The organism is Pseudomonas sp. NBRC 111133 (assembly GCF_001320605.1).
GTDB classification, from domain to species: domain Bacteria; phylum Pseudomonadota; class Gammaproteobacteria; order Pseudomonadales; family Pseudomonadaceae; genus Aquipseudomonas; species Aquipseudomonas monteilii.
Genome location: NZ_BCBJ01000092.1, coordinates 25,872 through 39,957, shown reverse-complemented (window position 1 = coordinate 39,957; position 14,086 = coordinate 25,872). Strand labels below are relative to the sequence as shown.

The window sequence follows — 14,086 nt, the reverse complement described above, 5'->3', positions numbered from 1 at the left end:
CCGACCTGGCCCTGGCCGACGGCGTGACCTTCACCGGTCGCGGCGAACCAGGCGCCACCGTGCAGGTGCGTGATGCCGCTGGCACCGTCATTGGTACGGGTGTGGTGGGCGCCGATGGCCTGTTCAGCGTCACCCTTAACCCTGCCCAGGCCAATGGCGAAGCGTTGGACGTTCGGTTGGTGGACGCAGCTGGCAACACTTCTGCGCCGCTGCAATTCGATGCCCCGGATATCACACCACCTGCGGCGGTGAGCAACATCGTGGTCGGCAGTGGCGGCCTGGCCCTGAGCGGGCGTGGCGAAGCCGGCGCCACCGTCGAAGTGCGTGATGCCAACGGCACGGTGATCGGCACAGGCGTAGTGGGTGCCAACGGCACCTTCCTGATCGACCTTGACCCGGCCGCGCAGCCCGGCGAACAACTGAGCCTTGTGCAGACCGACCCCAGCGGCAACGCCTCCGAAACGCTGCAGTTCGAAGTCCCGGTAACCACCGCCCCGGCCAGCCCCAGCGACCTGGTGTTCGCCGAGGACGGCACCCGCATCAGCGGCACGGCGCCTGCCGGCACCCGCGTGGAAGTGCACGACGCCAACGGCACGCTGATCGGCAGTGTCGTGGCCGGCCCAGATGGCAGCTTCACCGTCGCTCTGGCCCCGGCCCAGGCCAATGGCGAACTGCTGGACGTCGTGGCCATCGACGATGCGGGTGTATCGTCACTACCCACGCAAATCACCGCGCCAGACATTACCGCGCCGACGGCCCCGAGCGAACTGGCCGTCAACCCCGATGGCACTGTCGTCACCGGCCGTGCCGAACCGGGCAGCACCGTGCGGGTACTGGCCGCCGATGGCACTACCGTGTTGGGTAGCGTCGTGGTTGGCGCAACCGGCAGCTTCAGCATCACCCTCAACCCACCGCAAGTCGACGGCGAAGTGCTGCAAGTCACCGCCACCGATGCGGCAGGCAACACCTCGACGGCAGGCTCAGTCACCGCGCCAGACATCGACGGTGGCGACATCACGCCACCCGACGCACCCACCAATCTGGTGGTCGGCCTGGCCGGCAGCCAGCTGAGCGGGCGTGGCGAAGCCGGCACCACCGTGCAGGTACGTGACGCCGCAGGTACTGTGCTGGCAACCGGTACGGTCAGCCCCGACGGCACATTTACGGTGACCTTGGCTCCTGCCATGAACAACGGCAGCACCTTGCAAGTCACCCTCACCGATGCCGCTGGCAACGTCTCGCAACCCGGTTCAGTCACTTCGCCGGACTTGCAGGCCCCTGCGCAACCTACTGACCTGGCACTGGCCGAGGGCGTCACCTTCACCGGACGCGGCGAACCCGGTGCCACCGTGCAGGTGCGCAATAGCGCCGGCACGGTGATCGGCACCGGCCTGGTCAACGCTGATGGTACCTTCAGCGTCACTTTGTTCCCCGCCCAGGCCAATGGCGAGGCGTTGGATGTGCGGGTGGTGGATGCCGCCGGCAACAGCTCGGCGCCACTGCAGTACGATGCCCCCGACATCACCCCGCCTGCTGCTGTCAGCAATGTCGTGGTCGGTGCCAATGGCCTGGTGCTCAGCGGTCGCGGCGAAGCGGGTGCAACCGTCGAAGTGCGTGATGCCGGCGGTACCGTCATCGGCACCGCCACGGTCGGCGCCAACGGCACCTTCACGGTCAATCTCGACCCTGCAGCCCAGCCAGGCGCCGTGCTGAGCCTGGTACAAACCGACCCGAGCGGCAACGCGTCCGAAGCCTTGCAGTATGAAGTGCCAATGACTACTGCCCCCGATAGCCCAAGCGGCCTGGTGGTTGCCGCCGATGGCACCAGCCTCACCGGCTCTGCCCCGGTGGGCAGCCGTGTGGAAGTGCGTGATGGCAATGGCATCCTGGTAGGCAGCGTGGTGGTGGGCGGCGATGGCACCTTCACCGTCATCCTCAACCCGGCCCAGGCCAACGGCGAACTGCTGGATGTAGTGGCCATCGACGGCACAGGGGCATCGTCGCTGCCGGTGCAGGTCAGCGCGCCAGACATCACCGCGCCAGCCGCGCCAAGCGAACTCGCGATCAATGCCAACGGCACCGTTGTCACCGGCCGGGCCGAAGTGGGCAGCACCGTGCGCGTGCTGGCTGCCGACGGCACTACGGTGCTGGGCACGGCGGTGGTGGGTGCGACCGGTAGTTTCAGCATCACCCTCACACCGGCACAAGTGGACGGTGAAGTGCTGCAAGTCACCGCCACCGACGCCGCCGGCAATGCCTCCGGCGCCGGTAGCGTCACGGCGCCCGACATCGACGGTGTCGATACCACGCCCCCCCTGCCACCGACCAACCTGGTCGTTGGCCTGGCCGGTGGCCAGCTGAGCGGCCGTGGCGAAGCGGGTGCCACCGTGCAGGTGCGCGATGCCCAAGGCAACGTGCTGGCCAGCGGCACGGTCAACCCGGATGGCACCTTCCAGATCGCCCTGACGCCACCCGTCAACGATGGCAGCACCCTGCAAGTGGTGCTGACCGATGCCGCCGGCAATGCCTCCACGCCAGGCACGGTGGCCTCCCCAGACCTGCAGGCGCCTGCTCAGCCCACCGGCCTCGAGCTGGCCAGCGGCGTTACCTTGACCGGTAGCGGTGAACCTGGCGCCACTGTGCAGGTACGCGACACCTCAGGCACCGTGATCGGCACCGGTGTGGTCAATCCAAACGGCAGTTTCAGCATTACCCTGTCCCCCGCCTAGGCCAATGGCGAAGTCCTCGACATCCGCCTGGTGGACGCCGCCGGTAATACCTCTACGCCGCTGCAATTCAATGCCCCGGACATCACCCCGCCTGCGCAAGTCAGCAATATCGTGGTCGGTGCCGATGGCCTGACCCTGAGCGGTCGCGGTGAGGCCGGTGCCACCGTTGAGGTGCGGGACACCAATGGCACACTGATCGGCACAGGTACGGTGACCGGCAACGGCACCTTCGTGCTCGACCTCGACCCGGCCGCGCTGCCGGGCGAACGCCTGAGCCTGGTGCAGACCGACCCTAGCGGCAACGCTTCCCAAGCCTTGACCTTCGACGTACCGCTGGTGACCACACCGGCCAGCCCGAGCGACCTGGTGTTCGCGGCGGACGGCACCAGCATCAGCGGTTCGGCGCCAGTCGGCAGCCGTGTGGAAGTGCACGATGCCAATGGGAATCTGGTCGGCAGCATCGTGGTGGGTGCCGGGGGCACCTTCACCGTTGTGCTCACCCCAGCCCAGGCCAACGGCCAGCTGCTGGATGTGGTCGCCATCGACACCAACGGAGCCTCGTCACTGCCGGCACAGGTGACTGCGCCGGATATCACCGCCCCAGCCGCACCAAGTGAGCTGGCCGTCAGCGCCAATGGCAGCGCAGTGACCGGGCGCGCCGAAGCCGGCAGCACCGTACGCGTGCTGGCCGCCGACGGCACTACCGTGCTGGGCAGTGTCGTGGTGGGCCCCAGCGGGGCCTTCAGCATTGGCCTCACCCCGCCGCAAGTGGCAGGCGAACAGTTGCAGGTAACCGCCACCGATGCCGCAGGCAATGCCTCCACGGCCGGTACCGTTACCGCGCCGGTCATCGATAACGGCGGCGATACCACGCCGCCGGCGCCAGCCACCAACCTGGTGATCAGCGCCGATGGCCGCATGGTTTCCGGCCGCGGCGAAGTGGGTGCCACCGTCAAAGTGCTCGACGACCAGGGCCAGGTGCTGGTGAGCGGCACCGTTCAACCCGATGGCAGCTTCAACGTGCAATTGCCAACCCCAGTGGTGGATGGCTCCTCCCTGCAGGTGACCTTGACCGATGCTGCCGGCAACGTCTCCACACCTAGCCCACTGACTGCGCCAGACCTTGTGGCCCCCCTGCAACCAACGGGCCTGGTGTTGACCAATGGCGATACCCTGGCCGGCACTGCCGAAGGCGGCGCCCGGGTAGAGGTGAAAGACGCCTTGGGCAACCTGATCGGCAGCGCCATCGCCCAGCCGGATGGCAGCTTCAGCCTGACCCTGAACCCGCCACAGGCCAATGGCGAAACACTGTCCATTACCGTGACCGATGCGACAGGTAACACCTCTGTACCGCTGAGCTATGTGGCCCCGGACATCACGGCGCCGACACTCGTCACTGACGTGTTAGCCGCCGATGGCAGCCTGGCCGTGTCTGGCCGTGGCGAACCCGGTGCCACGGTGGAAGTGCGTGATGCGCAGGGCACGGTGCTCGGCACCGGCACCGTCGCGCCAAATGGCACCTTCGTGGTCGACCTCGAAACGCCGTTGGTGGCGGGCGAAACCCTGGTGCTGGTACAGACCGATGCCGCCGGCAATACCTCGGTAGGGCTTAGCGTGACGGTTGCCGATGCACCGCTGCCTGAGAGCCCGAGCGGTGTCGTGGTGAGCGCAGATGGCGCCAGCGTCTCCGGTACCGCACCGACGGGCACGCAGGTGCAGGTGCGTGACGCGCAGGGCAATGTGCTGGGCAGCGCGCAGGCAGGCCCGGACGGCAGCTTCACCATCAGCCTGACCCCGGCTCAAGCCAACGGCGAAACTCTGGATGTGGTGGCTGTGGATGGTGCCGGAAACGCGTCACTGCCGACCCAGGTCACCGCCCCTGACATCACGCCACCCAATGAAGCCACCCAACTGCAACTGAGCGCCGATGGCAGCCTGCTCACTGGCCGCGGCGAGCCGGGCACCACCGTGCAGGTCATCAGCGCGCAGGGTGTCGTGCTGGGCAACGCCCAGGTCGGCGCTGACGGTGTGATCAGCGTGGCGCTCAACCCACCGCAAACCGACGGCCAGGAACTGGACGTGGTGCTGCGCGACGCGGCCGGCAATACCTCGACCGCCACCGTCATCGCACCCGATCTGGATGGCCCGCTGCAACCTTCCGGGATGGCCATCGATACTGCAGGCATTCACCTGACCGGCCTGGGCCAAAGTGGCTCCATCGTCACCGTGCGCGATACCAACGGCAACGTGCTGGGCACCGCCATAGTGGGTGCAGACGGACACTTCGATGTCACCCTCAATGCGCCACAGCGCAATGGTGAGAGCCTGAGCGTCGAGGCCACCGACAACCTGGGCAACAGCGCCGGGCCGGTAAGCTTCACCGCCCCCGATTCCACGCCGCCGCAGGCGGTCACCAACCCGACCATCGATGGCACAGGCACCACCGTCACCGGTAGCGGCGAACCTGGCGCCACCGTGACCGTACGCGGGCCGGATGGCAGCGTGCTGGGCAGTGCCGTGGCAGGGCCGAACGGTGCATTCGAAATCACCCTCACTCCGCCACAGACCAACGGCCAGGCGCTGACCGTGGAGCAGCGTGACCCAACCGGCAACCTGTCGGCGGCGGCCGACCTCCCGGCACCGGACACCGAGTTGCCGGCGACCCCGACCGGCCTGACCCTGTCTAGCGATGGCAGGACCATTACCGGCAGTGGCGAGCCGGGTGCGCAGGTGAGTGTGACCAATACAGCAGGTACCGTACTGGGCACCGCCACGGTTCAGCCAGACGGCAGCTTCCTGGTGAGCATCAACCCGCCCCAGCTCAATGGCCAGACGCTGTCTGTGAGCCAGGCGGACAGCGCCGGCAACGACTCGCCCGCCGGCACCGTGACCGCGCCTGACTTCGAGGCGCCGCTGCCGGCGCAAGGCCTAGGCCTGGATCCGACCGGTACCCTGCTCAGCGGCCAAGGCGAGGCAGGCACCACCGTAGAGGTTCGCAACGCGGCAGGCGACCTGCTGGGTACTATTCAGGTGGCGCCCGACGGCACGTTCGAAGTACTGCTCGCCCCCGCTCAGACCAACGGCGAAGTATTGTCGGTGGTCTTGATTGATGGCGGCGGCAATACCTCGCCATCGGCCAGCTTCACCGCCGATGACAGCAGCGCGCCAACAGCGCCGGGCGGCCTCACCATCACCCCAGGCGGCAACGCCATCCAGGGTACTGGTGAAGCTGGGTCCACGGTGGAAGTGCGGCTTACCGACGGCACCCTGGTAGGTACCATTGTCGTACCGACAGGTGGCAGCTTCACAGTGCCACTCTCGCCCGCCCAACTGGACGGTCAGTCACTCAATGTGACCCTGACCGATACGGCCGGCAATGTGTCCCTGCCCGGCCAGATCAATGCGCCGGACATCACGCCACCGGCAGCGCCCACGGGTGTGCTGGTCAGTCCGGACGGCAGCACCGTCACCGGCAATGCGCCTGGCGCCACCTCAGTGTCCGTGAACGACGGGAATGGCAATGTGGTTGTGGTGGCCGTCAATCCGGACGGCAGTTTCAGCGTACCGCTGAATACCCCGCTGACCAATGGCCAGACTGTCACCGTGGTGGTGACCGATGCAGCCGATAATGACGCTGCTCCGGTCTCCGTCAACGCCCCGGACACCACCAACCCGGATGCGGCCACCGGCCTGACCGTGAGCCCGGATGGCAGCACCGTGGGGGGTAGCGCGGAACCTGGCAGCACCGTGGAAATCCGCAATCAGGATGGTAGCGGCGTGCGCGGCACGATAACCGTCGGGCCAGACGGCACCTTCGTGGTGGACGTAAACCCACCGCTGACCAGCAGTGAAACCGTCGATGTGGTGGTGATCGACCCTGCCGGCAACGAATCCCTCGAAGTGCCACTTGCCGGCCCGACCGGCACCGAGGTGGCCACACCTTCGGCCCTGTCCATCAGTGCCGACGGCTTCCTGCTGACCGGCCAGGGGACGGTAGGCTCGCTGATTACCGTGACCTCCGGGGGCACCACCCTGGGCACCGCCACGGTCGGCAGCGACGGCACCTTCCGTGTGTTCTTCCAGAGCGCCCAGCTCAACGCCCAGATCTTGCAGGTCAGCGCCAAGGCTACCGTCGATGGCCTGCCTTCGGTGCCAGCCATTGTCGTGGCCAACGACACCACCGCGCCAAACGCACCGACCCAAGTCGTACTCAATGCCACCGGCAGCACGCTGACCGGCCAAGGCGAAGTGGGTGCTACCGTGCGCGTGACCGATGCGCAGGGCAACCTCCTGGGAACCGCGCCCGTCGGCAGCAACGGCCTGTTCAGCATCGATTTCTCGCCAGCTGTCGCCAACGGCCAGAACCTGATCGTGACCCAGGCCGACGCGGCGGGTAACGTCTCGCTCGCGGCCACCCTGCAAGCCCCTGACCTGCAGGCACCGCTGGCCGCCAGCAACCTCAGCCTCAACAGCGCGGCCACCGTGCTCAGCGGCGAGGGTGAAGCCGGCGCCACCGTGACCGTACGCGATGCCAGTGGCGCCATCCTGGCCACCGGCACCGTCAACCAGAGTGGGCAGTTCCAGATCACCCTGCCCAGCGCGCAAACCAGCGGCAGCGCGCTGCAAGTCACCCTCAGCGATGCCGCCGGTAACATTTCCGGCCCGGCCAGCCTGGCGACGCCAGACCGCACGCCGCCTGCCGCCATCACCAACCCGGTGCTGAGCCAGGACGGCCGGCAGCTATCCGGCAGCGGCGAAGTGGGGGCTACCGTGCAGGTGCGCAACGCCGCTGGCACTTTGCTGGGCACGGCCACGGTGGGCGCCGACGGTCGCTTCACCGTGACCTTCGACACCCCGCAAGCCACCGGCCAGGCCATCGGCGTGACCCAAGTGGATGCCGCCGGCAACACCTCGCCAGCCGTCAATGTGGCAACCCCGGACCTGACCCCACCGGCCCCACTCACCAACGTGGTGCTGAACAACAACGGCCTGACCCTGACCGGCCTCGGCGAAGCCGGTGCCACAGTCACCGTGCGCGGCCCGGATGGCACCATCATCGGCACAGGCCTGGTGGCCGCCAACGGCAGCTTCACCCTCACCCTCAACAGCGCCCAGCTCAACGCCCAGCACCTGAGCGTTACGCAAACCGACGCGGGCAACAACACCTCTGCCGCCGTGGCCGTTACCGCGCCGGACTTCACCCCACCGGCTGCACCGACTGCACTGGCCCTCGCCGCCACCGGGCTGCAACTGTCCGGTAACGCCGAAGCCGGCAGCACCGTAACCGTGCGCGATGCCAGCGGCAATGTGCTGGGCACGGCGACCACCGGCAGCAACGGCACCTTCCAGGTCACCCTGAACAGCGCCCAGACCAACGGGCAGACCCTGCAGGTAACGGCTACCGACGCGGCTGGCAACGTTTCACCGGCCGCGCCTTACACCGCAGCCGATACCACGCCGCCGGCGGCCGTGACCAACCTGGCGGTGTCTGCCAGTGGCACCACCCTGACAGGCAATGGCGAAGCCGGTGCGACCGTCACCGTACGGGCACCCGACAACACCGTGCTGGGCACCGCCACGGTCGGCAGTGACGGCCACTTCAGCGTCACCCTGTCGCCAGCCGCGATCACCGGTGAAAACCTGAGCGTGGTCCAGGCCGACGCCGCACAGAACGTCTCCCCGGCACAAAACGTCACCGCGCCGGGCCTTCTGGCACCGGCGACACCGGACAACCTGGTACTGGCTGCCGACGGCCTGTCGGTGACCGGTACCGCTACGGTAGGCAGTACGGTCAAGGTGTATGGCCCCAACGGCGTATTGCTGGGCAGCAGCCCGGTAGCCAACGACGGTACCTTCACCGTCAACCTCGACAGCGCCCAGGCCAACGGCGAACGGTTGGAGGTAAGCGCCACCGGCAGCGACGGCGCAGTGTCGCTGCCGGCGACCCTGCAGGCACCGGACACCACCGCACCGCAACCACTGACCAACCTGGTGCTGTCCAACGACGGCCTGATACTCACTGGGCGCGGTGAGCCAGGTGCCACGGTCACCGTGATCGGCGAAGGGGGGATCGACCTGGGCGCCGCCTTGGTGGATGCCAGCGGCAACTTCAGCGTCAACCTCAGCGCCCCGCAGATCAACGGTGAACAGCTCAGCGCCAGCCAGTCCGATGTAGCCGGCAACGAGTCCAACAGCGTCAGCCTGACTGCCCCCGACCGCGTGGCGCCAGATGCGGCTGGCAACCTGGCCTTCGCCGGCGGTGGCAGCCTGCTCAACGGTACCGGTGAAGCGGGGGCCGCTGTTCGCGTGCTGGCCGCCGACGGCACGGTGCTGGGCAACGCAACGGTCCGCGCCGACGGCACCTTCCAGGTCAACCTCGCCTCGCCTCAGGCCAACGGCCAGCAGGTGCAGGTGGTGCTGACCGATGCCGCCGGCAACCAGTCCGCCGCCAGCGCCATCACTGCACCGGACACCACGGCACCCGCAGCACCCACCGCGCTGGCAATATCCAGCGATGGCGTGACCATCACCGGCCGCGGCGAAGTGGGCGCGCTGGTCACCGTCACCAACCCGGCAGGCCAGCCCATCGGCAGCGCCACCGTCGATGCCAGCGGGCACTTCACCATCACGCTGAGCCCGGCCTTGGGTAACGCCGAGCTGCTCAGCTTCACCCAGGCCGATGCCACCGGCAACGTGTCGGCCGTGGCCACCCTGCAAACCCCGGACTTCACACCGCCAGCTCCCCTTACCGCCGTGGTGATCAACGCCGACGGCAGTGTAGTCAGCGGCCTGGGCGAAGCAGGCGCGACGGTCACCGTCAGCAATGCCGCCGGCACCGTGCTGGGTACCGGCACAGTGCTGGCAGACGGCACCTTCCGCGTCGAGCTGTCGCCCGCGCAAATCAACCACCAGGTGCTGTCGGTGCAGCAGGCCGACCCACCCGGCAACATCAGCTTGCCGGTCACCGTTCAAGCACCGGACCATACGCCACCCGCCGCCGCAACCGCGCTGCAGCTCAGTGTGGCAGGCGATGAACTGGGCGGTGTCGGCGAAGCGGGCGCTACCGTGCGCGTGTATGTCGGCACCACACAGATTGGCACTGCCGTGGTGGCTGCCAATGGCACCTTCGTGGTCGAACTCAATACCCCGCAACTGAATGGCCAACTGCTGCAGGTCACCCTGACCGACAGCAGCGGCAACGTATCGACGGTCAGCACGGTCACGGCACTGGACATCACCCCGCCGGCCACCGTGATCGCCAGCCTCAACGACAGCGGCACCCAACTGATCGGTACCGCCGAAGCCGGCACCCGCGTCACCGTGGTCAACAACAACGGCGACCTGCTGGGCCAGGTGACAGTCGACCCGGACGGCACCTTTGTGCTCGACCTGAACAACCCGCAAATCAATGGCCAGGTACTGACGGTGATCGCCCAGGACGCCACCGGCAACCCGTCGGCGCCCTTGCAGGTAACCGCACCAGACCTGACAGCGCCGGTGCAGCCAGGCAACCTGCTGCTCAACCCGGCAGGCACGTCGATGACCGGTACGGCGGAAGCCGGCTCCACCATCACTGTTCGCGGCCCTGACAACAGCATCGTGGGTACGGTGGTGGTGGGTGGCAACGGCGAGTTCACCGTTGTCATCAATCCGGCACAGAACAACGGCCAACTGCTGACCGTGGTGTCTACGGACGCGGCCGGCAATGCCTCGGTACCCGCCAGCTACCAAACCAACGACACCTCGCCACCCGCCGTGGTGACCAACCTGGCGATCGACAATACCTATAGCTCGTTGACCGGCAGGGGCGAAGCCAATGCCACGGTCACCGTCAGAGTCGGTGGCCCTACTGGCACCGTGATCGGGACCGGCGTGGTGGACGCCGCTGGCAACTTCCAGATAAACCTTTCGCCGACGCCGGGCTCAGCCGCCTTCCTCTCCGTGAGCCAGTCAGACGGTACCAATACCTCTGACGCCGTGACATACGTCACCCCTCTGGTGCCGCCACCCGAACCACCGACCAATGCGATTCTGGGCAGCGACGGCCTTACCTTGACCGGTACGGCCGCAGCCGGCGCAAGCATTCGCGTCTACGATGCCGCAGGCAACTTGATAGGTTCAGGCCTCGCCAACATCGGAACCGGTAGCTTCAGCATCACGCTGAACGCGGCTCAACTCAACGGCCAGCACATCTCGGTGACGGCAGTTTCGCTGCTGGGCGGCGAATCGCAGCCGTTCTTCCTGCAAGCGGCCGACATCACCCCACCGGCCAACCCGGTGGTTACCAGCCTGTCGGCCAATGGCCTGGTGCTCACCGGTACCGGTGAGGCCGGAGCCACGGTGACCGTGCGCGATGCCAGCAACAACGTGCTTGGAACGGCGTTGGTGAATGGCGGTGGCGTGTTCACCGTCAACCTCAACGCGGCGCAGCTCAATGGCCAGGTACTGGGCGTGAGCCAGACCGACGCTGCAGGGAACACGTCTGGCAGCACCAGCTACACGGCCGTTGATGTCCAGCCGCCAGCCGTGCCGACCAACGTGACCATCAACAGCCTAGGCACGGTGCTGACCGGTAACGGCGAAGCAGGTGCTACCGTCACCGTGCAAGGCCCGAGTGGCCAGGTGGGTACCGGCGTGGTGCAAGCCAACGGCACCTTCAGCATCACCCTGACCTCGCCACAGAATGACGGGCAATTGCTGGTGGTGCGCCAGACCGATGCAGCCGGCAACCTGTCCGCCAGCACCAGTTTGACTGCACCGGACACCACGCCACCCGCAGCACCGGTGGCGGCCATCAATGCCAACGGCACCTCGGTCAGCGGCTCTGGCCAGGTCGGCAGCACCGTCACCGTGCGCAACAGTGCCGGCACTGTCCTGGGCACCGCAACGGTGGGCGCCAATGGTCTGTTCGTGGTCAGCCTCACGGCCGCACAAATCGACAACCAGGCGCTCAGCGTCACCCTGACCGACAGTGCCGGCAACGTGTCTACCGCTACCGCGCTGACCGCACCAGACCTGACCCCGCCCGCAGTGGCCGGCAACCTGCAGATCAGTGCCGACGGCAGTACCCTCACCGGTACCGGCGAAGCAGGCGCCACCGTCACTGTGCGCAGCGCCAGCGGTACCGTGCTGCAAACCGCGACCGTACAACCGAACGGCAGCTTCACCGTGACCCTGAGCCCGCCTCAGGACAACGGCCAGGTCCTTTCGGTCGGCCTCACCGACACGCGTGGCAACGTATCGGGCAACGTCACCATCACCGCGCCCGATGTGGATGCCAACGCCCCGGTCATTGCCAGCGACAACCTGGCAACGGCAACGGTCAACCTGGTACCGGTCACCGCGACCAAGACCTACACCGACAGCTTCACCACGCTGCTGTCGGGCTTCACCAAGACCTACACCTGGACCGTAGCCGCTGGCACCACGGTGGACCCGACCCTGACACTGACCACCAACAGCGTACTGGCGCTGCTCAACAACTCCACATTCACCCTGCAAGTGAAAGACGCGACGGGCGCTTGGGTGACGCTGGCTACCGGCAACACCCAGGGCCTGCTCGACCTGATCGTGCTGCCGCTGGGGCTGCAGGTCGATATCGGTACACTGCAAGCCGGTGACTACCGCCTGACCGTGGGCAGTGGCGGCATTGGCCTGATCACCAACGTGACCACTTCGCTGGACATCACGGCCACCAGCCTGACCCAGTTCACCGGGACTGGCACCGCCACCACCGGCAACGTCATCACCGATGTGGGCACCGATGGCACTGTGGACGCACGTGGCCCGGACAGCGCCGCCGTGCTCCAGGTGTTCAAGGACGGCAGTTATGTCGCGGCCGGCAGCGCCACCACGGTACAAGGCCTATACGGCACACTGGTGATCCGTGCGGACGGCAGCTACACCTACACGCCAAACGGCAGCCCGAGCAGTGTCGGCAAGGTCGATGTGTTCAGCTATCAGCTGGTGCACGCGAACGGCCTGTCCGACTCTGCCAACCTGTATGTACGTATCGACAGCCCGCAGGCCACGGAGGTGTGGAGCAACATCAACTACGGTGCGCCGGCCACGGTGGTGGATGCCGTCAACGACGTCGGCTTCAGCTACCTGACCCTGGTCAACCGTGTGGACACCAGCAGCAGCTCGCTGGGCACGCTGAGCCTGCCGGTGATCGGCACGCGCCAGGCTACCTACACCACCTCGGTTGCTGCCGATACCACGGCCAACCTGCAGGTGGTGGTCAACTCCACCAACCTGTTGAGCCTGCTCAACGGCACCACCATCGAGTTGCTCAAGCTCAATCCGGCCACCGGCCAGTATGTGCTGGTGCAGTCGGTGCCTGGCAGCTCATTGGTCAGCCTGCTGGGTGGCGGTGCGGCTTATACCTTCCAGAACCAAGGGACGGGCACCTACCACATACGCGTTACAGCGGGCGGCATAGGCTTGCTCAGTTCCCTCACCACCAGCGTGAACGCCACCACCACGCACCTCACCGAGTTCGTGGTCAGCAGCGCGACCACGGCAACCGGCAACCTGCTCGCAGATGACACCGTGGGTTCAGCCTTGACCGTGCTGAGTGTGCTGACGGCAGCCAACACCTTCACCATCCCGGGCTATAACGGAGTGAGCGTGGCGGGTACCTACGGCACGCTGCTCGTGCATGCCGACGGCAGCTACACCTACACCCTCAACTCTGGGCTCACGTCGACAGCCATCGGCCAGCACGACACCTTCACCTACGAGCTGACCCACCCCAACGGCACCACCGACACCGCTACGCTCACCATCAATCTGGACAACTCCGCCGGCCTCACCAGCACGATGTCGTTGCTCTCCGATACCGGTGACGAAGGGGTAGCACTCGCCAGTGTGGCCGCTTCGGCTTCCACAGAGGTGATCGCCGGCACCGACGGCAATGACCATCTCGATGGCAGCCAGGGTGGCCATATCACCCTGCAGGGTGGCGCAGGGGACGACACCCTGGTGGTGGTTGACCAGAACTTCGCCAGCGTCGAGGGTGGCACAGGGACCGACACCCTGCTGTGGGACGGCGGCGATGCCAGCATCGACCTGGGCAACCTGGCCGACCGGGTGCATGACATCGAAGTCATCGACCTCAACGACACCAGCGCGGTCGCGCTGACCCTGAACCTGGCGGACGTGGTGGCCATCACCGAAACCGGCAACGACACACTGATCATCAAGGGGGACGACAAAGACACGGTTCACATGACAGACAACTGGACGCTGGTCGGGAACCAAACCGCCGACGGTATCGACTATAACCAATACACGGCCCAGGAGGATCCGAGCCATCACCTGTGGGTGCAGAACGGTATCCATGTGGTCTGAGGCCG

At 66.7% G+C, this 14,086-nt stretch carries 1 pseudogene; it reads left to right on the top strand.

Annotated elements, in window-relative coordinates:
- Positions 1-14,081: pseudogene (locus tag APH36_RS21730) on the top strand (BapA/Bap/LapF family large adhesin); the annotation flags it as partial.
- Positions 14,082-14,086 lie beyond the last annotated feature (5 nt).